The sequence below is a fragment of the Nocardioides ungokensis genome (assembly GCF_013466985.1).
Classification (GTDB): Bacteria; Actinomycetota; Actinomycetes; order Propionibacteriales; family Nocardioidaceae; genus Nocardioides; species Nocardioides ungokensis.
The window spans coordinates 2,491,946-2,513,156 of sequence record NZ_CP059164.1; the positions used below are offsets into that span (position 1 = coordinate 2,491,946).

At 72.3% G+C, this 21,211-nt stretch carries 23 protein-coding genes, 1 pseudogene and 1 riboswitch; of the genes and pseudogenes, 5 read left to right on the plus strand and 19 right to left on the minus strand.

Annotated features, from left to right (window positions below; genetic code table 11):
- Window positions 1-3 precede the first annotated feature (3 nt).
- Window positions 4-978: an SbcC/MukB-like Walker B domain-containing protein gene (locus H0S67_RS12240; RefSeq protein ID WP_180933293.1), complete on the plus strand. Its 975-nt coding sequence runs from the start codon at window positions 4-6 to the stop codon at window positions 976-978.
- Window positions 979-992: 14 nt separating this feature from the next.
- On the opposite strand, the gene H0S67_RS12245 is transcribed toward H0S67_RS12240, so the two are convergent.
- Together H0S67_RS12245 and H0S67_RS12250 are read right to left on the minus strand one after the other, a co-directional pair.
- Window positions 993-1,316, minus strand: coding sequence for a nuclear transport factor 2 family protein (locus H0S67_RS12245; RefSeq protein ID WP_180933294.1), 324 nt, complete (start codon window positions 1,314-1,316; stop codon window positions 993-995).
- 8 nt (window positions 1,317-1,324) lie between these two features.
- Window positions 1,325-1,909, minus strand: coding sequence for a hypothetical protein (locus tag H0S67_RS12250; RefSeq protein ID WP_180933295.1), 585 nt, complete (start codon window positions 1,907-1,909; stop codon window positions 1,325-1,327).
- 413 nt (window positions 1,910-2,322) lie between these two features.
- Between H0S67_RS12250 and H0S67_RS12255 the strand changes: the two genes are divergently transcribed.
- Entirely contained in the window at window positions 2,323-3,861 is a 1,539-nt protein-coding gene (locus tag H0S67_RS12255; protein WP_180933296.1) for a TldD/PmbA family protein, read from the plus strand.
- The gene (locus H0S67_RS12260; protein WP_180933297.1) at window positions 3,861-5,267 is read left to right on the plus strand and encodes a metallopeptidase TldD-related protein; all 1,407 of its coding nucleotides are present in this window, start codon (window positions 3,861-3,863) and stop codon (window positions 5,265-5,267) included. Before H0S67_RS12255 ends, H0S67_RS12260 begins: the two co-directional genes overlap by 1 nt.
- Window positions 5,268-5,295: 28 nt before the next feature.
- On the opposite strand, the gene H0S67_RS12265 is transcribed toward H0S67_RS12260, so the two are convergent.
- On the minus strand, window positions 5,296-5,658 hold the full coding sequence (locus H0S67_RS12265; RefSeq protein ID WP_180933298.1) for a hypothetical protein: 363 nt from the start codon (window positions 5,656-5,658) through the stop codon (window positions 5,296-5,298).
- A 154-nt stretch (window positions 5,659-5,812) separates the two neighbouring features.
- On the opposite strand from H0S67_RS12265, the gene H0S67_RS12270 reads away from it, so the two are divergent.
- The gene (locus tag H0S67_RS12270; protein ID WP_180933299.1) at window positions 5,813-6,154 is read left to right on the plus strand and encodes a hypothetical protein; all 342 of its coding nucleotides are present in this window, start codon (window positions 5,813-5,815) and stop codon (window positions 6,152-6,154) included.
- A complete protein-coding gene (locus tag H0S67_RS12275) occupies window positions 6,151-6,333 on the plus strand; it encodes a hypothetical protein (RefSeq protein WP_180933300.1) in 183 nt (60 codons plus the stop codon). The genes H0S67_RS12270 and H0S67_RS12275 overlap by 4 nt, the downstream gene beginning before the upstream one ends.
- 60 nt (window positions 6,334-6,393) lie before the next feature.
- Here the strand turns inward: H0S67_RS12275 and H0S67_RS12280 are convergent, their stop codons facing one another.
- From H0S67_RS12280 to H0S67_RS25210, 16 genes and pseudogenes are all read right to left on the minus strand, one after another.
- Window positions 6,394-7,902: a CYTH and CHAD domain-containing protein gene (locus tag H0S67_RS12280; RefSeq protein ID WP_180933301.1), complete on the minus strand. Its 1,509-nt coding sequence runs from the start codon at window positions 7,900-7,902 to the stop codon at window positions 6,394-6,396.
- A 90-nt stretch (window positions 7,903-7,992) separates the two neighbouring features.
- Window positions 7,993-9,342: a serine hydrolase domain-containing protein gene (locus H0S67_RS12285; RefSeq protein ID WP_180933302.1), complete on the minus strand. Its 1,350-nt coding sequence runs from the start codon at window positions 9,340-9,342 to the stop codon at window positions 7,993-7,995.
- Window positions 9,339-12,115: pseudogene (gene gcvP / locus H0S67_RS12290) on the minus strand (aminomethyl-transferring glycine dehydrogenase). The gene H0S67_RS12285 and the pseudogene gcvP overlap by 4 nt, the downstream one beginning before the upstream one ends.
- A gap of 167 nt (window positions 12,116-12,282) precedes the next feature.
- A riboswitch (glycine riboswitch) is annotated at window positions 12,283-12,391 on the minus strand.
- A gap of 27 nt (window positions 12,392-12,418) precedes the next feature.
- Window positions 12,419-13,015, minus strand: a complete 597-nt coding sequence (locus tag H0S67_RS12295; RefSeq protein ID WP_343050061.1) for a MerR family transcriptional regulator — start codon at window positions 13,013-13,015, stop codon at window positions 12,419-12,421.
- 334 nt (window positions 13,016-13,349) lie between these two features.
- Complete coding sequence (locus tag H0S67_RS12300) at window positions 13,350-13,817, minus strand: bifunctional nuclease family protein (protein ID WP_180933303.1); 468 nt, start codon at window positions 13,815-13,817, stop codon at window positions 13,350-13,352.
- 30 nt (window positions 13,818-13,847) lie between these two features.
- Window positions 13,848-14,546 (minus strand): transcriptional regulator FtsR, encoded by a 699-nt coding sequence (gene ftsR / locus H0S67_RS12305; RefSeq protein ID WP_246354695.1) that lies wholly within the window; start codon window positions 14,544-14,546, stop codon window positions 13,848-13,850.
- A gap of 52 nt (window positions 14,547-14,598) precedes the next feature.
- Window positions 14,599-15,135 (minus strand): zinc-ribbon and FHA domain-containing protein, encoded by a 537-nt coding sequence (locus H0S67_RS12310; RefSeq protein ID WP_180933305.1) that lies wholly within the window; start codon window positions 15,133-15,135, stop codon window positions 14,599-14,601.
- Window positions 15,136-15,273: 138 nt separating this feature from the next.
- Window positions 15,274-15,660 (minus strand): glycine cleavage system protein GcvH, encoded by a 387-nt coding sequence (gene gcvH, locus H0S67_RS12315; RefSeq protein ID WP_180933306.1) that lies wholly within the window; start codon window positions 15,658-15,660, stop codon window positions 15,274-15,276.
- Between the two features lie 69 nt (window positions 15,661-15,729).
- Window positions 15,730-16,602, minus strand: a complete 873-nt coding sequence (locus H0S67_RS12320; RefSeq protein WP_180933307.1) for a DUF881 domain-containing protein — start codon at window positions 16,600-16,602, stop codon at window positions 15,730-15,732.
- On the minus strand, window positions 16,595-16,927 hold the full coding sequence (locus H0S67_RS12325) for a small basic family protein (protein ID WP_180933308.1): 333 nt from the start codon (window positions 16,925-16,927) through the stop codon (window positions 16,595-16,597). The genes H0S67_RS12320 and H0S67_RS12325 overlap by 8 nt, the downstream gene beginning before the upstream one ends.
- Window positions 16,924-17,802, minus strand: a complete 879-nt coding sequence (locus H0S67_RS12330) for a DUF881 domain-containing protein (RefSeq protein ID WP_180933309.1) — start codon at window positions 17,800-17,802, stop codon at window positions 16,924-16,926. The genes H0S67_RS12325 and H0S67_RS12330 overlap by 4 nt, the downstream gene beginning before the upstream one ends.
- The gene (gene clsA, locus H0S67_RS12335; RefSeq protein WP_180933310.1) at window positions 17,733-18,410 is read right to left on the minus strand and encodes a cardiolipin synthase ClsA; all 678 of its coding nucleotides are present in this window, start codon (window positions 18,408-18,410) and stop codon (window positions 17,733-17,735) included. Before clsA ends, H0S67_RS12330 begins: the two co-directional genes overlap by 70 nt.
- Before the next feature lie 119 nt (window positions 18,411-18,529).
- On the minus strand, window positions 18,530-19,579 hold the full coding sequence (locus H0S67_RS12340) for a hemolysin family protein (protein ID WP_180933311.1): 1,050 nt from the start codon (window positions 19,577-19,579) through the stop codon (window positions 18,530-18,532).
- Complete coding sequence (locus H0S67_RS25200; RefSeq protein WP_246354696.1) at window positions 19,576-19,962, minus strand: transporter associated domain-containing protein; 387 nt, start codon at window positions 19,960-19,962, stop codon at window positions 19,576-19,578. Before H0S67_RS25200 ends, H0S67_RS12340 begins: the two co-directional genes overlap by 4 nt.
- Window positions 19,907-20,257: a CBS domain-containing protein gene (locus tag H0S67_RS25205; protein WP_246354697.1), complete on the minus strand. Its 351-nt coding sequence runs from the start codon at window positions 20,255-20,257 to the stop codon at window positions 19,907-19,909. The genes H0S67_RS25200 and H0S67_RS25205 overlap by 56 nt, the downstream gene beginning before the upstream one ends.
- A complete protein-coding gene (locus H0S67_RS25210) occupies window positions 20,226-20,783 on the minus strand; it encodes a CNNM domain-containing protein (protein ID WP_343050499.1) in 558 nt (185 codons plus the stop codon). The genes H0S67_RS25205 and H0S67_RS25210 overlap by 32 nt, the downstream gene beginning before the upstream one ends.
- Window positions 20,784-21,211: the final 428 nt, after the last annotated feature.

Genomic DNA, 21,211 nt, shown 5'->3' on the forward strand with positions numbered 1-21,211 from the left:
CGCGTGCGGACGTCGGACGACGCGCCATCCGGGCCCTCGACGCGCTCGCGTCCGCGCGAGTCGGCGCTCGTCGACGCCACGACGGCGCTCGACTCCGCCGTGCAGGACGCCGGGTTCGGCTCTGTCGACGAGGCCGTCGCCGGCGCAGCACCGGCCGCCGAGGTCGAGGCCCTGGCGCGGCGGCTGGCCGAGCACGACCGGCGGCTGGCCGCGGTCGCCGCCGTGCTCGAGGAGCCGGGGGCCGAGGAGCTCGCCCGGGTGCCGCTGCCCGACGTGACCGGGCTGGCAGCCGACCGCAGCCGGGCCCTGGCCGCGCTCGGTGACGCCCGGGCCACCGCCAGCCTGTGGACCTCGCGCCACGACCGGCTCGAGGGACTGCGCCAGCGTCTCGACGCGGCGCTCGCCGAGTGGGCCCCGGTGCTGGAGTCCCAGGCCCTGGTCACCCGGCTCTCCTCGTTCGCCGAGGGCAAGTCGGCCGACAACCGCCTGCAGATGCGCCTGTCCGCCTACGTCCTGGCCTACCGCCTCTCACAGGTGGTCGCCGCCGCCAACGAGCGCCTCGCCAGGATGAGCGACCGGCGCTACTCGCTCGAGCACACCGCGCAGAAGGGCGCCGGCGAGACCAGGGGCGGGCTCAGCCTCCTCGTGCGCGACGACTGGTCCGGTGACACCCGCGACCCCGCCACGCTGTCCGGCGGCGAGACCTTCGTGGTGTCGCTGGCGCTCGCGCTCGGTCTCGCCGACGTGATCACCCAGGAGGCCGGCGGCGCCGACCTCGACACGCTCTTCGTCGACGAGGGGTTCGGCTCTCTCGACGCCGACACCCTCGACGACGTGATGGACACCCTCGACGGGCTGCGCGACGGCGGTCGCGTGGTCGGCGTCGTGAGCCACGTCAGCGAGATGCGCGACCGGATCCCGACGCAGCTGGTCGTGACCAAGTCCCGGCAGGGCTCGACGGTGTCGGTGTCCCGGTGACCGGCGCGTGAGCCTCAGCCACCCAGGATGATCACCCGGGCCACGAGCCCGTCCCGCACCCGGTAGGCCACGACGTACCCCCGCTCCACGCCGCCGGTGCGCACCACCTCGTGGTCCACGACCCAGTCGTGCTCGCGCATCCGCTGGCGGATGTCCGCGTGCGCGTCGGGGTGGGTGACGAAGAGCCGGGCGTAGCGCTCGCGCATCTCGGCGTGGCCCGCCATCAGCACCTGCCCGTCACCGTCGACGATCTCGGCGTCGGTCGTGTAGCAGGCGACGAAGCCGTCGACGTCGTGGGCGTTGTAGGCGGCGACCTGGCCCAGGACCGGGTCGTCCATCCCGCTCGTCACCTCAGCCCCACGGTGGGGACACCCGGCACGTCCAGCCACGAGAGGGCGGCGCGGCTGCGGTTCACCCAGGCGTCGGCGCGGGCCACGGCCGTCCCCCAGGCGGTCGGCGTGGCGCCACGCAGGCTGAGGAGCTTGTCGGCGTGGCTCCAGTCCGCCGCGCACGGCGTGGCCGAGGCGCTCCAGGTCAGCTCGAGCGCCCCGAGGCCGTCCCCGGCCGGCGTCGCGTCGGCTGCCGCGGTCTGGAAGAAGTGGTACGCCGTGAGCGCGCAGCTGATCAGCGCCTGCCCGCGCGGAGCATTCCCCACGACTGCTGCCTGCGGGGTGTCCCGACCGTGTGCCGCCAGCGCCTGGAATCCTGCCTCGAGGCTGGCCCACGCCACGCTCCACTCCCGGTTCGGGTGCCAGGTCACCTGGCCGGGCCGGGCCCACACGAGCACCGCGCTGCCGGGCAGGAGCAGGGCGGGCGGCACGGCGACCCTGGACCGCAGCCACGCCACCTGGGCGTCGTGCTCGACGAGACGGCTCGGGTGACCGGGCGCGACCGTGCTCCAGACCGTGCCGCCTTCGTTGACGAGCAGCACCGGGCCACGACGTACGTCGCTGGTGCAGGCGTGGAGACCGCGTAGCGGCGGCGCGCCGGCGGGATCCTGCGGGTCATGTGCAGGTGCTTCGGATACTCCGGTGGGCAGACCCCCGCGCGATGGCCCGTCAGGTCGGCCGCGACCGGCTGGCCGATCCCGCTGCAACCGCCGAGGATCGTCGACGCCAGCACCAGGGCGACCGCGACGGACACCACCCACCCGGTGCCCCGGGCGACCCGAGCGACACGGTCGCGTGCCGGGCCAACGCCCATCCGCCCTCCCCTGGGTATGCGGCCCCCGACTTCGAGTCTCGGCACCCCGTGGGCCCGTGTCGTCACCAGAGTTGGGCAACGCCCCGACGGGCCCCGCGGATGGCCGGAGAACGGGTGGCTGTGTCCGATAGGTTCGCCGGCATGAGCGCTCCGGGACTCGACCCGACCTTCACCGCACTCCCCTACCGCAGCCTCGGCGACGCCGCCCTCGGCCGGGCCCGTGAGCTCGGGGTCACGCACGCGGACTTCCGCTTCGAGCGGGTGCGCTACCAGCACCTCGGTGTCCGGGACGGGGTGCTCCAGGGGGCGAGCGACCACGAGGACCTCGGCTTCGCCGTCCGCGTGATCCACCGGGGCGCCTGGGGTTTCGCCGCCGGAGTCGTCCTCACCACCGACGAGGCCGTCCGGGTGGCCGAGCGGGCCGTGGCCGTCGCGGTGGTCGCCGCCGGGATGACCACCACCCCCGTCGAGATCGCGCCGGAGCCCGTGCACGACGACGTCAGCTGGGTGTCGTCGTACGCCGTGAACCCGCTCGACGTGCCCGTCGCGGAGAAGGCCGCTGTGCTCATCGACTGGACCGAGCGGCTGCGCACCGGGGCGGCGGTCGACCATGCGTCGGCCGACCTGCAGCAGGTGCAGGAGAACAAGTACTACGCCGACCTCGCCGGCACGCGCACCACCCAGCAGCGGGTCCGCCTCCAGCCCGGGTTCGAGGCGATGGGGGCCGGCGCCGACACGGTCGACTCGATGGCCTCCATCGCTCCGCCGGTGGGTCGCGGCTGGGAGTACGTCGTCGGCGGGGCCGGCTCCGGCAGCTGGGACTGGGACGACGAGATCGAGCAGGTCCCCGAGCTCCTCGCCGAGAAGCTCAAGGCGCCGAGCATCGAGGCCGACGCCTACGACCTGGTGATCCACCCCTCCAACCTCTGGCTGACCATCCACGAGTCCATCGGCCACGCGACCGAGCTGGACCGAGCGCTGGGCTACGAGGCCAACTACGCGGGGACGTCGTTCGCGACGTACGACAAGCTGGGCACCCTGCAGTACGGCTCCCCCGTGATGAACGTGACCGGGGACCGCACCGTCGAGCACGGGCTGGCCACCATCGGCTACGACGACGAGGGGGTGCAGACCCAGTCGTGGGACATCGTCCGCGACGGGGTCCTGGTGGGCTACCAGCTGGACCGCGCCATGGCCCACATGAAGCCGGAGCTCAGTCCCGGGCAGCCGGGTGGACGCTCCAACGGCTGTGCCTACGCCGACTCCCCCGGCCACATCCCCATCCAGCGGATGGCCAACGTCTCGCTGCTGCCGGCGCCCGACGGGCCGAGCACCGAGGAGCTGATCGGCCGGGTGGAGCGTGGGATCTACATCGTGGGCGACAAGAGCTGGTCGATCGACATGCAGCGCTTCAACTTCCAGTTCACCGGACAGCGGTTCTACAAGATCGCCGACGGCGAGCTGGTCGGCCAGGTGCGAGACGTCGCCTACCAGGCCACCACCACCGACTTCTGGGGCTCGATGGAGGCCGTGGGCGGCCCCGACACGTGGCTGCTGGGCGGCGCGTTCAACTGCGGCAAGGCCCAGCCCGGGCAGGTGGCCAGCGTGAGCCACGGCTGCCCCACCGCGCTCTTCCGCGGCGTCAACATCCTCAACACCACCGACGAGGCAGGCCAGTGATGACCACCCCGCAGACCGGCTCCTGGACCCCGCAGTCCCTCGTCGAGCACGCCCTGGCCACCACGCTCGCGGACGACGCCGTCGTGATCGTCCGGGACTCGACCAGCGCCAACCTGCGCTGGGCCAACAACACCCTGACCACCAACGGCGTGATGCACGGCATCACGGTCACCGTCGTCTCGTTCGTGCGCAGGGCCGACGGGGTCGCCACCGGGTCGGTGACCGGCACCGCCAGCACGCAGGCCCAGGTGACCGCGCTCGTCGAGGCGGCCGACGCCGCCGCCCGGGCCGGGTCGGCGGCGGAGGACGCCAACGACCTGGTCACCGGCACCGCAGCGGCGGACTGGGACGACGAGCCCGGTGCCACCGACATCCACGTCTACGACCGCTTCGCGCCCGCCCTGGGCGAGGCGTTCGGCCGAGCCTCGACGGGCGGCCGCGTGCTCTACGGGTTCGTCAACCACGAGGTGGTCACGACGTACGTCGGCTCCAGCACCGGTCTGCGCCTGCGCCATGTCCAGCCGACCGGCCACTTCGCCTGCACCGGCAAGACCGCGGACCTCGCGCAGAGCGCCTGGGTCGGGGGCGCCACCCGCGACTTCGCCGACGTCGACGCGCTCGCGATGGAGGAGTCGGTGTCGCAGCGGCTCGGCTGGGGCAAGCGCCGCATCGACCTCCCTGCCGGCCGCTACGACACGATCCTGCCCCCCGCGGCCGTCGCCGACCTGATGATCGATGCCTACTGGTACGCCGGTGCCCGCGTCGCCTGGGAGGGCCAGTCGGTCTACAGCAGGCGTGGGGGCGGCACCCGGATCGGCGAGGCGATCGCCTCACCCGGCGTCAACCTCTTCTCCGACCCGGCGTACGACGGGCTGGAGTGTGCGCCGTTCGCGGTGGCTGCGTCGTCGGGCAACGAGAGCTCGGTCTTCGACAACGGCCTGCCGCTCGGACGCACCGACTGGATCCGCGACGGCCGGCTGACCTCGCTGCTGCAGACCCGCCACTCCGCTGCCATGACGGGGCAGCCGGTCACTCCGCCGATCGACAACCTGGTCCTCACCGTGGACGGCGCGACGGGCGGCATCGACGACGTCGTCGCCGGCACCGAGCGCGGCCTCCTGCTGACCTGCCTGTGGTACATCCGCGTCGTCGACCAGCAGTCGCTGCTGCTGACCGGGCTCACCCGCGACGGCGTCTACCTCGTCGAGGACGGCGAGATCACCGGCGCGGTGAACAACTTCCGCTTCAACGAGAGCCCGGTCGACCTGCTGCGCCGCTTCACCCACGCCTCGGCGACGGCCCCGAGCTTCAGCCGGGAGTGGGGCGACGACTACTTCTCGCGCACCGCCACCCCGGCGCTCCGCGTCCCGGACTTCAACATGTCGAGCGTCTCCCAGGCGATGTGAGCAGTCCCCCGGAGGCGGGCGCCGAGGATCAGCCGGCGTAGTACGCCAGCACGTTCTGAGCCGCGAACACCACCGGGATGCCCCAGGCCACCACGAGCGGGATGAGGGCGGCGCCCACGCCGCGTCGTCGCGCCCGCACCGCGAAGTGCGTCGTGACCAGCGCCGGTATGGCGAAGACGAGCAGTGCCGGATATCCCGCCGCCAGGGCCAGCCAGCCCGGCGCCTTGTCCTGCTCGTAGGAGGAGTACCCGTAGGCGCTGGCGAGTCCCTCCCCGACGGCGATCGCGGCTGCTCCCGACACCAGGAACAGCAGCAGCGACCACCAGGCCAGGTGGTAGTCCCTGCGCGCCTGGGAGCGCTCCTCGACGTGTCCCGCCGTCATCACACCCATGCGCCGAGCCTTCCTCCCGGTCGGTCGCCCCGGCAGAGACGAAGGACCGTACCCCCGGGGACCTCTGGTCTGGACCGGGCCGGTGAACGCAACCGGGCTCGCTCCCCGGGCGTAGTCCCGTCGTTCACAACCACGAGGAACCAGGAGCACCACCATGCGCAGCACCCAGCTCACCGCCGGCGCCCTGGCCGCGACCGCGACCTACGCCCTCATCGGGCTGGGACTCGCGTCACCGGCCGGCGCCGCCACCACGACGCACGAGGTCGGCAACGTCATCGAGTGCACGGCGACGATCAAGGGCCGTGCGGTCTACGCCAGCCTCTACGAGAACAACCTGCACGGCAACGTGATCCAGGTCGTCATCGGGAAGGGCGACAACCAGGTCGGCGGCTCGCGCCAGGTCGCCGGCGGTTTCATCGACCACAAGCAGGTCCACGGCAGCATCGTCGTGGAGGCAGGCGCGCCGTCATCGACGGCCACGCCTCCCGCAGGGTGAAGCGGACGCCGGTCCACGAGGAGTACGACGACGCGGGTGAGCACATCACCGTCGACGGCTACCACCGCAAGCTCGCCAAGGACCTGACGCTCACCTGGCGCCACCGGACCGTGCAGTTGTCCTGCGACAACGCGTTCTTCTACGACCTGCAGGTCACCAGGGAGCCGATCCAGGACTGACCCGGCAAGGTCCCCCCGAAGCGACCCGGACGCCCCGACGGGCGTCCGGGTCGTGGCGCGTCAGCGCAGCCACGCGCGGAGCCGCTTCCGAGCCAGGATGTCCGACCAGAGCACGTCGAAGTCGTGGTCGAGGCGCCGGGCGTGTGCCTCCTCGCGGGCGTGCAGGCGCCCGTAGGTGAAGCCGTTCTCACCGGCTGCCGTGGCCATCGCGGCGAGCTCGAGCAGGCCGTGCCGGGCCACCACCGAGTCCTGCCGGTCGCCGAGCATCGACGACATCCGCTTGGCGGCCTGGGCCAGGTTGCGGGCGTCGTCGCCCCACACCGGCACCAGGGCCTCGACCACGTAGCGCAGCCGCTTCGCAGCCTTGCGCGCGTCGTGAACGGCGGCATCGTGGTCCTCGGCGTCCGCGATGGCCCGGACCCGTCGGCGCAGCGCCTTCCACTCCTCGGCCACCAACGGGGGCAGCACGTCGCGCGCCGGCCGCCCGGCCAGGTCGGTCCACGGCGCGTCGAGGACCAGCCGGTCCAGGGACGCGAGGAGGTCGAGGTAGCGGGGCGACTCCAGGGCTGCGAGCACCTGCTGGTCGGCCTCGCGCTGACGCACGGCGTACGCCGCGTCGACCCGCCGCCGTACCGGGCCCACGACCAGGTCGGCCGGCTCCTCGTCGACCAGCCGGAGCAGTCGTGCGTGCACCACCTCGAGGTCGCGGGAGTCGCCCAGCGTCCGTGCCAGCCAGCGCAGCTCGCCACTGACCGGCCCGGCCAGCTCGGCGTCCAGCAGCGGGCCGTAGGCCCCGAGGGCAGACCGGATGCGACGGGTCGCGACCCGTGCCGTGTGCACCGAGTCGGGTTCACGCCGACGGATCTCGCTGTCCCGGCGCGCGAGTTCGGCGCGCTGCTCGACCAGCAGGGCGAGGAGCACCCGGCCGGCGGAGCGGCCCGGCTTCGGGCGCTTCGCCCGTGCCGCCCGCGGGACCCTGTCCCCCAGCACCCGCTCCACCTTGCGCTGGATCTCGCTGACCTCCACCCCCTGCGCCGCGAGCAGCCGGGTCGCGGCCTTCAGCAGCGACCGGTTCCCCGCGACGAGCTCGAGCTCCCACTCGCGCCACTCGACCGGAGCGGACCCCTCGTCGGGCACGCAGCCTCGGACCCGGTCATCTGCCAGCTCGGCGAGCACGACCCGGTCCGCGCCGAGCAGGCGGTAGGTCGTGCGGTGGGTGTCGACCGTGGCCACCGGGGTCAGTGCAGCGCCGCGGCTCCAGGCGCTCACGGCCTCGCGCAGCGGCTTCGGTGCGACGTACCGCGCGCGGGCGAGCGGCAGGTGCACCTCGTCGCGCCCGGCGCCCGCGGGGACCTTGAGGTGCCAGCCCTGGTCGGCTCCGCCCTCACGTCGACGCAGCGTGACCCCACCCGCCATCAGGGACAGCGCGACGGTGTCGAAGTAGACCGCGCTGAGGTCGTCGGTCGCAGACCGTTCGACGGCGACCACCCCGGGCAGCCCGGTCAGGTCGGGCACCTCCGCGTCGGCGGCAGGCGCCCACGTCAGCTCGACCTCGTGGTGGTCCGGCACATCCCAAGTCCTACCTCACCGGTGGGGTCGCGCCTCGTCCGTGCTTGACCAGTCCCCCAGATCCGGCACGCCCAGCCCTCATCCAGGCTCTCAGGCCGGGTGGCCGCCGGGGATCGGCGCGTCCGGGTCGTACGGCGTCCGGGTGTAGACGAACGTCGCCACGTCGAGATGGCTCACCGACCCGTCGGAACGGCGTACGACGCGCAGCTCCTCGCCGGCGTGGTAGCCCGAGACGCCGACCACGCGGCCGTCGACGACGGCGAAGGTGTACTTCTCCTCGTCACCCCTGGCGGCGACCAGCCGGCCTCCACGCATGGCGAAGACGAAGGGCGTGTTGCCCCAGTGCCACACGCCGAGCACGTCCTCGAGCTCCGGCGGGACCGACGTGGTGGGCCGCCAGGGCTCCGCGAGCGTGGGCTCGCTGCGCTCGAGCTCGTCGAGCAGCCCGACCGCCAGGTCCGCGGGGACCAGCCCGGTCGTGGCGTTGGTGAGCACCACCGCTCCCGTGCGCCGGGTCCGGTCGACGAAGCAGCCGGCGAGAAACCCGGGCATGGATCCGGTGTGGCCGACCAGCATGCCCGAGCCGCCGGCCTGCAGCTGGAAGCCGAGGCCGTGCGCGTAGCCGAGGGCGTCGTCGCGGTCCCCGGACTGCGGGTGCGAGGCGGCCAGCAGGTCGTCGAGCGGCAGCACGTCCGGATGTCCGGAGAGCAGGAACGCGTTGTACGTCGCGAGGTCGGCCAGGGTCGCCCAGACCTGCCCGGCCGGGGCCATCGCGCCGGTGTCGGTCGCCGGCTCGTCGACCAGGGTCCCGGCGTACGGGTGCACGCTCTGGCCCTGGGCGGCGGCTCCCTTGGGGAGGTACGACGTGCGGGTCATGCCAAGGGGGTCGAGGATCCGCGACTGCACGCACTCCCACCAGGTCGCGTCGTGCACCCGCGCCAGCACCTCACCGAGCAGCGCGAAGCCGAGGTTGGAGTAGTGGAACTGCTGGAGCGCCGGGAAGATGTCGCCCGCCCCGTCATGGCCGTCGGCGAGCTCCTCCCACGACAGCCCCGCGGAGCGCTCCCACCACGAGCCGATCGGCTCAGAGCGCATGCCCGAGTTGTGCGCCAGCAGGCTCCGGATCGTGCGGTCGGCGTAGGCCACGTCGCCCAGCCAGGTCGCCGCCGGCTCGTCGAGGCCGAGCCGACCGTCCCGGACCAGCTGGAGCGCGAGCACCGCGGTCATGGTCTTGGTGATCGACCCGATCCGGTACTGCACGTCGTACGGGTCGTGGCCGGGCACAGCCTCCCCGCCGTACGACCCCGTCCACACCGGCTCGCCGTCGCGCAGGACCCCGGCGACCACCGTCGGGAGCCGGCCGGACGACTGCGCGGAGGCGAGCCGCGCCAGCAGCCGCCGCGCGGTGACTGCGGCGACGCCGCGCGACGGCGAGCTCATTCGGCGAAGGCCTCGAGGGGTGGGCAGGCGCAGACCAGGTTGCGGTCGCCGTAGGCCTGGTCGATGCGCGCGACCGGCGGCCAGTACTTGTCGGGGTCGATACCGGTCGGGAAGACCGCCAGCTCGCGGCTGTAGGGGCGGTCCCACTCGCCCACCAGGGCCCGCGACGTGTGCGGCGCGCCGCGCAGCGGCGAGTCCTCGGGGGTCCACTCCCCCGCACGCACCCGCTCGATCTCGCCGCGGATGGCGATCATCGCCTCGCAGAAGCGGTCGATCTCGGCGAGGTCCTCGGACTCGGTCGGCTCGACCATCAGCGTGCCGGCCACCGGGAAGGACATCGTCGGCGCGTGGAACCCGTAGTCGACGAGACGCTTCGCGACGTCGTCGACGCTGACGCCGGTCTCCTTGGTCAGCCCGCGCAGGTCGAGGATGCACTCGTGGGCGACGAGGCCGCCGTGACCGCGGTAGAGCACCGGGAAGTGCTCACCGAGGCGGGCGGCGACGTAGTTCGCGGAGAGCACCGCCACCGCGGTGGCCCGGGTGAGGCCCTCGGCTCCCATCAGGCGGATGTAGGCCCACGAGATCGGCAGGATCCCGGCCGAGCCGTACGGCGCCGCGCTGATCGGGCCGATGCCCTCACGCTTGCCGGCCTCGGGGTGCATCGCGTGCGAGGGGAGGTACGGCGCCAGGTGCTCGCGCACGGCCACCGGTCCGACGCCCGGACCGCCGCCCCCGTGCGGGATGCAGAAGGTCTTGTGGAGGTTGAGGTGGGACACGTCGCCGCCGAACTCGCCCGGCTTGGTGTAGCCGAGCAGCGCGTTCAGGTTGGCGCCGTCGACGTAGACCTGACCGCCGTGGGCGTGCACGATCTCGCACAGCTCGGTGATGCTGTCCTCGTAGGCCCCGTGGGTCGAGGGGTAGGTCACCATGATGGCCGCGAGGTCGTCGGCGTGCAGGTCGCACTGCTTGCGCAGGTCGTCGAGGTCGACCGCGCCGTCATCGGCGGCCTTCACCACCACGACCTTCATGCCGGCCATCACCGCGGACGCGGCGTTGGTGCCGTGCGCCGAGGACGGGATCAGGCAGACGTTCCGCTCCCCTGGCCGTTGGCGCGGTGGTAGCCGCGGATGGCCATCAGGCCGGCGAGCTCGCCCTGCGAGCCGGCGTTCGGCTGGATCGAGACCCGGTCGTAGCCGGTCACCTCGGCGAGCCAGCCCTCCAGCTCGGAGACGAGCTGCTGGTAGCCGGCGGCGTCGTCCGCGGGCGCGAAGGGGTGCAGGTCGGCGAAGCCGGGCAGCGAGACCGGCTCCATCTCGGTGGTGGCGTTGAGCTTCATCGTGCAGGAGCCCAGCGGGATCATGCCGCGGTCCAGCGCGTAGTCACGGGCCGAGAGCCGGCGCAGGTAGCGCAGCATCGACGTCTCGCTGCGGTGGCTTGAGAACACCTCGTGGGTGAGGTACGACGTGCGCCGGCGCAGGCCCTCGGGCAGGGCGTCCTCGATCGTGCCGTCGATGGCGTCGAGGTCGATGTCGGCCCCGAACGCCTCGAGCAGCCGGACCAGCGTCGAGCGCGTGGTGCACTCCGACGTCGAGATCCCGACCCGGTCGGCGTCGACCATCCGGAGCTGCAGCCCCAGCTCGTGGGCGGCCCCCACGACCTCGGCCGCACGGCCGGGGACCACCACGGACAGGGTGTCGAAGAACTGCTCGTGCTCGACCTCGATCCCCGCCTTCACCAGCGCCTGGGCCAGCACGGCTGCGTAGCGGTGGGCGCGAGTCGCGATCGCCCGCAGGCCCTCGGGACCGTGGTAGACGGCGTACATCGACGCCACCACCGCCAGCAGGACCTGCGCGGTGCAGATGTTGGACGTCGCCTTGTCGCGGCGGATGTGCTGCTCGCGGGTCTGCAGGGCCAGGCGGTAGGCCGGTCGCCCCTCCGCGTCGACCGAGACGCCCACGAGCCGGCCCGGCAGGTGCCGTTCCAGGCCCGCCGCGACGGACATGTAGCCCGCGTGCGGGCCGCCGTAGAACAGCGGGACGCCGAACCGCTGGGTCGAGCCCACCACCACGTCGGCACCCAGCTCGCCCGGCGCTTCCAGCAGCGTCAGGGCGAGCAGGTCTGCGGCCACCACGGCCAGGCCGTTGCGCGCATGGGTCTCCTCGATCACGGCGCGAGGGTCGAGCACCCGGCCGGAGGCGCCGGGGTACTGGACCAGGACGCCGCACAGCTCGCCGTCGGGCAGCCCCGAGGCCAGGTCGGCGACGACCACCTCGATGCCCATCGCCTCCGCGCGGGTGCGCACCACGTCGATGGTCTGCGGCAGGGCGTCGGCGTCCACCACGAAGGGCCCGGACGCCTTCCGGTTGCCACGGCGTACCAGCGTCATCGCCTCGGCCGCCGCGGTGCCCTCGTCGAGCAGGGAGGCGTTGGCGGTGGGCAGGCCGGTGAGGTCGCCCACGACGGTCTGGAAGTTCAGCAGGGCCTCGAGGCGGCCCTGGGAGATCTCGGGCTGGTACGGCGTGTAGGCGGTGTACCAGCTGGGGTCCTCGAGCACGTTGCGCCGTACGACCGGTGGGGTGATCGTCGCGTGGTAGCCCAGGCCGATCATCGGCTCGCCGGGTCGGTTGGCCGCGGCGAGGGCGCGCAGCTCGCGGGCGGTGGCCTCCTCGGTCAGCGGTGCCGGCAGGTCCAGCTGGTCGGCGGTCCGGATCCCACCGGGGACCGCGGCCGCCATCAGCTCCTCGAGGGAGCCGAAGCCGAGTCGGTCCAGCATCGAGTCGACGTCCGCGGCCCGCGGGCCGATGTGCCGCTCGGAGAAGGGCAGAGCGCCGTCGAGCTGGGAGAGGTGCTGCGAGTCCACTGAAAGGCTCCTCGGATCGGGGTCGATCGGGTCGCCTCCCCCTCTGTCACCCGCGGTCGACCCGAGAGCTCCAGAGTTGCCTCATCCGCACGGTCCTGGCGCCTGAGAGGTTCCGGGGAGGAATTGCCCCTTCGGCGCTCCGCTCCGGAGGCCTCGGCCCCCGGGCGAAGACTCTCCCGTGCGGGATAGTCGGCGGCTCCAGCCTAGCCGATCGGTTCAGCCGATCTTGCGCGCGGCACGGCGCGCGGCGAGCTCGTCGCTCGCTCCGGGAGTCTGCTCCTCGGCGGTGCGCTCGCTCGGCAGCTCGGCGAGGGTCCCCTCGATCTCCTGCCACACGCCGCCGATCGCGATGCCGAAGACGCCCTGGCCACCCTGGAGGAGGTCGATGATCTCGTCGTTGCTGGTGCACTCGTAGACCGAGGCGCCGTCGCTCATGAGGGTGACGCGGGTCAGGTCGTCGGTGCCGCGCTTGCGGAGGTGCTGCACGGCGGTGCGGATCTGCTGCAGCGAGATGCCGGCGTCGAGCAGGCGCTTGATCACCTTGAGGATCAGGATGTCGCGGAAGGAGTAGAGCCGCTGCGAGCCCGAACCGCTGGCACCGCGGACGGTTGGCTCGACGAGGCCGGTGCGGGCCCAGTAGTCGAGCTGGCGGTAGGTGATGCCGGCCGCGTTGCACGCCGTCGGACCGCGGTAGCCCGCGTCGCTCGGCACCGGGGAGACGTCGTCGTTGAAGAGGAGACCCTGCTCCTCGGCCACCTCCGCGGCGTGGGTCGCCTCGGGGCTGGTCGCCAGGTCCTGCTCGTTCTCGTTCACACGATCCTCCGCGGGTCTACTCCGTTTGCGCGTAACCCTCGGGGGAAGTGCGGGGCCCGTGTTTTGCGGGCAACCACAACGGTGGAGTTACAACAGAGACAGTTCAAGGTATGCCCGAGCATCAGGGTGGTCAACGACAGCGGCGCGCGGCGTGTCGGAACCCTCAACCTCTACCTGAGGGTGAAGGCTTGGGGTGGTCTCATGACCGCCGGGCCCGGTGCTGGGGTTGGCCACGACCGGCCCGCCCGGGCGTGATGGTGGCCGGAAATGCGTCAAGGAACGCCGACTCGGCGTATGACGCGAATCCTTGCCGCCAGGGCCCGTGGGCGGTGCGTCAGTGGGCGTCGAAGTCCTCGGGGGTGACCTGGTCGAGGAACTCGCGGAACTTCTCGACCTCGTCCTCCTGCTCGGCCGGCACGGCGAGGCCGGCCTCGTCGAGCACCTCCTCCGAGCACACGATCCGGGAGCCGGTCCGCAGCGCCAGCGCGATCGAGTCGGAGGGTCGCGCGCTGACCTCGGCCCCGGAGCCGAAGACGAGGGTCGCGAAGAACACCCCGTCCTTGACCTCGGTGATGCGCACCTCGGTGAGCTCGTTCCCGGTGGCCTCCAGCACGTCCTTCATCAGGTCGTGGGTCAGCGGCCGTGGGGGCACGACGCCCTGCTGGGCGAAGGCGATCGCGGTGGCCTCGACGGCCCCGATCCAGATGGGGAGGTAGCGCTCCCCGGTCACCTCGCGCAGCAGCACGATCGGCTGGTTCGAGGGCATCTCGACCCGGACTCCCATGACATCTACTTCGCGCACACGCTCACCCTACTCCCGGGGTGGGCGAGGTCAGGAGGTGCGCAGCCCGGCCTTGACCAGGGTGGCGTGCAGCCGCACCGACAGGGCCGCGATCTCGCTGACCGCCTCCTCCGCGCGGGCCTTGGCCGCGGCGTCGCGGCCACGCTTGTGCGGCGCCACGACCTGCTCCACGAGGCCGACCTCGCGGTCGGCCGCGGTCTTGAAGGCCCGCAGGTGCCGCGGCTCGAAGCCGAAGTCGGCCAGCTCGCGGGCGGTCCGGGCGATGACGAGGGCGTCGGTGTCGTAGTGCCCGGTCCCCGGGCGCGCCGAGATGAGGGCGTACTGCTCGAGCTGGTCGAGCAGGTCCTCCGAGATCTCCGCGATCTTGACCAGCTCGCGACGCGACAGGCGTACGTCGTCGCGCCGGGTGAAGGACTCCGCGCTGGGGAGGCCGTCGGCCGCGAGGGCCACCTTCGGGACCGTGGGGACCACGGCCTCGATCGGCGGCGGCTCCAGGCCCCGGTCGATCGCGTCGAGGTGCTCACCGATCACCTTGAGCGGCAGGTAGTGGTCGCGCTGCATGCGCAGCACGTACCGCAGCCGGTCCACGTCGTCGTGGGAGAACTTGCGGTAGCCCGCCGGGGTCCGCTCGGGCTTGATCAGGCCCTTGTCCTCGAGGAACCGGATCTTGGGGATGGTGATCCCCGGGAAGTCCGGCCGCAACCGGTCCAGGACCTCCCCGATGTTCATCCGCGCACGGGATGCCCCCGACGGCGCGGCGGACGACGTCACCATCCGGCCGTCAGCCGCTCGCGTGCCCGGAGAAGAAGACCAGCCGGTACTTGCCGATCTGGACCTCGTCCCCGTCCTTGAGCTGGACCCGGTCGATCCGGTCGCGGTTGACGTAGGTGCCGTTGAGGCTGCCCACGTCGCTGACCGTGAAGGTGTCGCCGGTGCGGTGGAACTCCGCGTGCCGTCGCGAGACGGTCACGTCGTCTAGGAAGATCTCGCTGTCGGGGTGGCGACCCGCGTTGACCACGTCGGCGTCGAGCAGGAAGCGGCTGCCCGACCCCGGCCCGCGCTGGACGACGAGCAGCGCGTGCCCGGCGGGCAGCGCGTCGACGGCGGCGGCGTCCACGGGGTTGAGCTGGCGGTCCGAGGTCTCGACCTTGTCACCGCCGAGACCGATCGCGATGGTCGCGGTCGACTCCCCCGGTGCATCGGGCGTCAGCGGCGCCTGGGCGGCCGGGGCGTCGGCAGTCACGAGACGGGTGCCGCACTGGGAGCAGAAGCGGGCGTCGTCGGGGTTCTGCTTGCCACACGCTGTGCAGAACGGCATCGGGCATCCTCCGGGTCGGGGGTCATACTCCCCACCAACGCCTGAACCCTCAGGGCCGGGTTGAGGTTGACGGTTGGTCCGAACCTATCAGTCCGGAAGGGGTGTTCAAGGAGCGTACGCGCCGCGAACGGCGCTCGCTCAGGCCTCGAGCGTGGCCTGGTAGGCGTCGGCGTCGAGCAGCGAGTCCAGCTGCGTGGCGTCCGCGGGGACGACCTCGAAGAGCCACCCCCCGGCGTACGGGTCGTTGTTGACCAGCTCGGGCGTCGCGTCGAGCGAGTCGTTGCGCGCCACGACCTCGCCGGTGATCGGCGCGTAGATGTCGCTGACCGACTTGGTGGACTCCAGCTCGCCGCAGGTGCTGCCGGCCTCGACGCTGTCGCCGACCTCGGGCAGCGAGACGTAGACGATGTCGCCGAGGGCGTCCTGTGCGTAGTGGGTGATGCCGATGCGCACCGACCCGTCGTGCTCGCCAGGGCTGCGCACCCACTCGTGCTCGGTGGTGTACTTCAGGTCGTCGGGGTACACGGTGGCTCCTGTCGGTGGAGGTGCGGGCCGGAACGCCGGGCCCCGGCATCGGGCTGGGACGGACGCAGGCTACTGCGAGGTGTCGGGCTGCGCGTACTGCGGTTGCTTCGGCTGCACGGTCGACTCGATGTCGAGGGACTGCAGCTCGTCGATCTTGACGGTCTGGCCGTCCTCCTCGAACTGGGCCCGCGGCCCCTCGAGGAAGGTCATGCCGCCGGTGAGGGTGTGCGGCTCCCCGATCACGTCGATGACGTACGGCGACCTCAGCAGCGTGCCGTCGACGGAGATGCCGCCGACCGCCTCCTCCACCGAGCTCTGCGCGACGATGCGGACCTTGCCGTTGATCTGCATGGCCTCCGCACCAGCCGCCCGCAGCTCCTGGATGGTGTCCAGCATGGTGTCGACGCTGACCGGCGCCGTGTCCTCGGTGACCGTGATCCGGATGCCCGGTCCCGTGACCGGCACGAGCCCGGCCATGATCGCCAGCGTGTCGGCCCGGTCCTGGGCCTGGGCCAGTGCGGCCTGGCGCGCGTCGGTGCTGCTCTGCAGGTCGTGGCGCGTGGTCTCGAGGTGCGCGATCTCGGACTGCGCACGCTGGGTGGTGCCCGCGAGGCCGTTGAGGACGTCGATGAGGTCCTGTTCGCGCAGCCCCGCGTAGCTGTCGTCGACCTCGTTGGCGCGCACCTGCGTCACGGCGGCGAAGCCGACGACCGCGAGCAGCACGGCGACGATGGCCTGGGCGCGCGACGGCTTCCTCAGCGCGCCGATCAGGCGCTCGCGGCCGGTCGTGGGTGCCGCAGGCGCGGGAGCCGGCACTGGCTCCGGGGCGACCTCCGGCTTCCCCTTCGGCTCGGCGCTCGGCCTGCTCTCCGGTCGCACGGGGCCCGCCGCGGGCTTCACCGGGTCCGCGGGACGCTGGTCGGGGGTCGTGGGCTCAGGCATGGAAGAGGTGGCGGCGGATGGCCGCGACGTTGGAGAAGATGCGGATGCCCAGCACCACGATGACGCCGGTGGAGAGCTGGCCGCCGACCCCGAGCTTGTCGCCGAGGTAGACGATCGCGGCGGCGATCACGACGTTGCTGAAGAACGAGACGACGAAGACCTTGTCGTCGAAGATGCCGTCGAGGTAGGCCCGCAGGCCGCCGAAGACCGCGTCCATCGACGCCACGACGGCGATGGGCAGGTAGGGCTCGAGGCCCAGCGGCACGTCGGGACGGAACCAGAGACCCAGCAGGATGCCGACCAGCAGGCCGAGCGCGGCGATCACGGATTGCTCTCCTCGTTCGGGTGGTGTTGCTGCTCCGCTGCGGTCCCGGTCTGTGCCTCGCGCAGCCGGGGGAACCGGGCCGCGGGGAGCGTGAGCGAGTCCTCGTTCTGCATCGAGTACACGAATCCGAGCTGCTGGGCGAGGCTGAAGAACTCACTGCCCAGCGTGCTGGAGAGCAGGTTCGCCTGCAACGTCCGGTTGTCCCCGATCGCTGACACAGTGTACGGCGGTGTCAGTGGCCGGCTGTTGACGTGGATCGCCACGTTCACGTTGCGGATCGCGCTGAGCACCGTCAGCCGCTGGCCGTTGATGGAGATGGCCTCGGCGCCGGCGACCCACAGCCCGTCGACCAGCTTGGCCAGGTCCTCGTCGCGCACGGCCTGGGTGGCGTCCCCGTTGGGTGCGTCGCTCACGACGATGCGCACGCCCTCCCCCGTGACCGGACCGAACCCGGTCGTGGTCTCGAGGTTGCGCACCCGGGTCGCGGCGGCCTCCTCGGCGCTGGTCACGTCGCTGAGCTGCGACTCGAGCCCGACGTTGTGCTCCCGGAGCGTCACCATCTCCTGCTGGAGCTTGTCGACCGTGGCGCGCCTGGTGTCGATCTGCGAGATCAGGGTGGCGCGGCCGGCGTCGGTGACGCCGGCGTTGCGCGAGGTCTGGACGGCGGCAGTCGTCACCAGGATGCCGAAGACCGCGACCACGACGGCGGCCATCCGGTGCGGCCGCGCCCGCGACGGGCGGGGCGCGCCGGCGGCCCGGCGTTCCGCCACGTGCAGGTAGTCCTCGTCCAGCGACTGCTGGGTGATCAGGGTGAGCAGCGGCATCGTGACCCGCGCGGGCAGGTGCACGTCGCCTCGCGAGACGTGCTCAGGCATCCCGCACCGCCGGACGGCGCTCGGTCGGTCGCGAGCAGCTTGCGGACCTGCCAGGCGTAGAGCAGCCCGGCCCACCAGTAGAGGCCGATCCCCCACACGGCGAACGCCCAACCGAAGACCTTGGCGAGCGTGGCGACGACACCTTCGCCGTCACCGAGCAGCAGCAGCGGGAACGCGTAGAGGAGGTTGAACGTCGCAGCCTTGCCGAGGAAGTGCACCGGCAGCGCGCTGTAGCCGCGCGTGCGCAGCAGCGGCACCAGCCCCCACATCAGGAGGTCACGCAGCGGCAGCAGCACCGCCATCCACCACGGGATGATGTCGCGCAGGGCGAGGCCGACCACGACCGCGAGGATGTAGAGCCGGTCGGCGACCGGGTCGAGGATCTGCCCGACCACCGAGGTCTGGTTCAGCCGGCGGGCCAGCCAGCCGTCGAGGAAGTCGGTGATCCCGGAGAGCACGAGGAGTCCCAGCGCCCAGCCGTCGGCCTCGGGGCCGAGCACCAGCCACAGGAACACGGGTACGCCCGCCAGCCGGATCAGGCTGAGCAGGTTCGGCAGCGTCCACACGCGGTTCTCGCGCGTCGGTTCATCCGCCACAGGTGCCTGCATTTCGATCACTGATACGGGACTGGTCAGCTCGTCGGTGAGGCGCCGCCGCCCCCGACGAGGACACCCTATCCGGCGCCATCAGGCGACCGCGGCACTCCCGCGGCGGACGGCGCGGGAGGTCACACGTGCTCCTCGAGGTGGGCTGCATCGCGGATCTCGCCGACGAGCTCCTCGATCACGTCCTCGAGCGTAGCGAGACCCAGGGTGGCGCCCTGCGCGTCGACGACCCGCGTCATGTGGGCCCCGCGCCGCTGCAGCGTCTCGAGCGTGTCGTGGAGGCTGTCCTCGAGCGTCACGGTCGCGAAGGGGCGGATCCACTTGTCGTCGATGGGCCGCACACGCCGGCTCTCGTCGGGCTCGAGCACGTCCTTGATGTGCAGGTAGCCGAGCAGCTCGCCGTCCTCGGCCGCGACCGGGAAGCGGCTGAAGCCGGTGGCCGCGCACAGCGCCTCCACGTCGGCGGCCGTCGAGCCACGCCGGACCGTGGTCAGCGTCTCCGAGGGCATCAGCACCGAGCCCACCGACTTCTCGGTGAAGCCCAGGGCGCCCGCCAGCCGGTCGTACTCGTCGGCCTCGAGGAGCCCCTCGCCGCGCGACTCCTCGACCAGGGCCGCCACCTCCTCACGGGTGTACGTCGAGCTCACCTCGTTCATCAGCCGGACCCCGGCCAGCCGGAGCACGGCCGCGGCGACGGCGTTGATGACGACGATGACCGGGCGCAGCAGCTTGACGATGAACCAGATCGGCGGGCCGAGCGCGAGCGCTGCCCGGTCGGGCCCGGCCAGCGCGAGGTTCTTGGGGATCATCTCCCCCATCACCACGTGCAGGTAGACCACGATGGCGAGCCCGACCACGAACGCGATCGGGTGCAGGAACGAGGCCGGGACGTGGGCTGCGTGCAGCACGGGCTCGATGACGTGGGAGACCGCCGGCTCGCCGACCGCACCGAGGACCAGCGAGCACACGGTGATCCCGAGCTGGTTGACGCCGATGACGAGCGAGATGTTCTCCATCGCGCGCAGGGTGGTCCGCGCCATCCGCGACCCGGCCTCGGCGCGCGGCTCGATCTGGGTCCGGCGGGCCGACACGAGGGCGAACTCGGCGGCCACGAAGAACGCGTTGCCGAGCAGCAGGAGCAAGGCCACGAAGAGGGCGACGGCGCTGCTCACGACTCGCCCTCCACTGCGTCGGACCGGCCCTGCAGGAGGCGGAGCCCGACCCGGTCGATCCGCAGGCCGTCCATCCGCTCGACGGTGAGCACGGCGAGCTGCTCGCGCGGCTCCTCGGGGTCGGAGTGGTCGGGCACCGGGACCTCGGCCAGGTCGCCGACCTCGGGCACCCGGCCGAGCACGCGCAGGATCAGCCCGGCGATGGTGTCGTAGTCCTCGTTCTCGGGCAGCTCGATCCCGGTGAGGTCCTCGACCTCGTCGGGCCGCAGCAGGCCGGACAGGGCCCAGCCGCCGTCACGGCGCTGCCGGCCACGCGCCCCGAGCCGGTCATGCTCGTCGGCGATGTCGCCCACGATCTCCTCGACCACGTCCTCGAGGGTCACGATCCCGGCGTGGCCGCCGTACGTCGTCGAGGACGACCGCCATCTGGAACCCGTCCTTGCGCAGCAGCGCGAGCAGCGGGTCCAGGCGCAGCGAGTCGGGGACCACGATCGGCTTGGCCATCAGGTGCTTCACCTTGGTCGTGGCCCGCTCGTGCACGGGAAGCGCGACGACGTGCTTGACGTGCACGGTGCCGACCACGCTCTCCTCGGTGTCGAGGACCGGGAAGCGGGAGTGCCCGGTCTGGCGGGCCAGCTCGATCACGTCACTGGCCCGGTCGTTGACCTCGAGGCTCACGGTGCGCACCCCGCGGGGTCATGATCTCGCCGGCGGTCCGCGAACCGAACTCCACCGAGCGCTCCATCAGCTCGGCGGTGTCGGCGTCGAGCGTGCCCTGGTCGGCCGAGCGCTGGATCAGCGAGGCGAGCTCGGTCGAGCTGCGGGCCGAGCGCAGCTCCTCCTGCGGCTCGATGCCCAGCCGACGCACGAAGGCGTTCGCCGAGCCGTTGAGGATCCGGATGGGGATCCGGTTCACCGCGGTGAAGGCGCGCTGGAAGCGCTGGGTCGCGCGAGCGACCTCCATCGGCCTGGCCAGCGCCAGGTTCTTGGGCACCAGCTCGCCGAAGATCATCGTGAGGATCGTGCCCAGCACGAGGCCGACACCGACCGCGATGGGCCGTACCGCCGCCGTCGGCGTCCCGGCGGCCTCCAGCGGTCCGTCGATGAGCGAGGCGATCGCCGGCTCGGCCAGGAATCCGATGGCCAGGTTGGTGACGGTGATGCCGACCTGGGCACCCGAGAGCTGGGTGGACAGCGAGCGCAGCGCTGCTGCAGGCCGCGCGCCCCGGAATCACCCTCGCCGGCCGCCTGCTCGACCTTGGACCGGTCGACGGTCACGAACGAGAACTCGGCCGCCACGAAGACGCCACACGCGGCGATCAGCAACAGTGCCGCGAAGAGCAGGATCCAGGCGGTCATCGGCGCCCTCCCCGGAGGCAGCCTTCAGGGTGCCAGGAGGGCGGGCGACTTCGGGAGTCGTCCATCGGGGGCGCTCGGGGTCCTAACCGTGTGGGGGCGTGTCCGGGCACCAGCGTACCGGCTGGTGGGCCGCCGGGCGCAGTCGCGGGCCGTCGGTAGCGGCGTGGCCCGTGACCGCCGGTGGGTGCCGAGCCTCAAGTCCCCGGGCCGACCCGCCGATGTCCTCGTCAGGGGCCGGCCCCGTGGTCCCCTTCCCCCCACCGCGCAGCAATC

Coding starts and splice junctions, on each gene's coding strand:
- H0S67_RS12245 (WP_180933294.1), bottom strand. CDS start 1,316: ATGGACGACCCGGTCCTGGGCCAGGTCGCCGCCTACAACGCCCACGAC.
- ftsR (WP_246354695.1), bottom strand. CDS start 14,546: ATGAACATCGGGGAGGTCCTGGACCGGTTGCGGCCGGACTTCCCGGGG.
- H0S67_RS12270 (WP_180933299.1), top strand. CDS start 5,813: ATGCGCAGCACCCAGCTCACCGCCGGCGCCCTGGCCGCGACCGCGACC.
- H0S67_RS12265 (WP_180933298.1), bottom strand. CDS start 5,658: ATGGGTGTGATGACGGCGGGACACGTCGAGGAGCGCTCCCAGGCGCGC.
- clsA (WP_180933310.1), bottom strand. CDS start 18,410: ATGCAGGCACCTGTGGCGGATGAACCGACGCGCGAGAACCGCGTGTGG.
- H0S67_RS12285 (WP_180933302.1), bottom strand. CDS start 9,342: ATGAGCTCGCCGTCGCGCGGCGTCGCCGCAGTCACCGCGCGGCGGCTG.
- H0S67_RS12330 (WP_180933309.1), bottom strand. CDS start 17,802: ATGCCTGAGCACGTCTCGCGAGGCGACGTGCACCTGCCCGCGCGGGTC.
- H0S67_RS12255 (WP_180933296.1), top strand. CDS start 2,323: ATGAGCGCTCCGGGACTCGACCCGACCTTCACCGCACTCCCCTACCGC.
- H0S67_RS12310 (WP_180933305.1), bottom strand. CDS start 15,135: ATGCCGTTCTGCACAGCGTGTGGCAAGCAGAACCCCGACGACGCCCGC.
- H0S67_RS12260 (WP_180933297.1), top strand. CDS start 3,861: ATGACCACCCCGCAGACCGGCTCCTGGACCCCGCAGTCCCTCGTCGAG.
- H0S67_RS12320 (WP_180933307.1), bottom strand. CDS start 16,602: ATGCCTGAGCCCACGACCCCCGACCAGCGTCCCGCGGACCCGGTGAAG.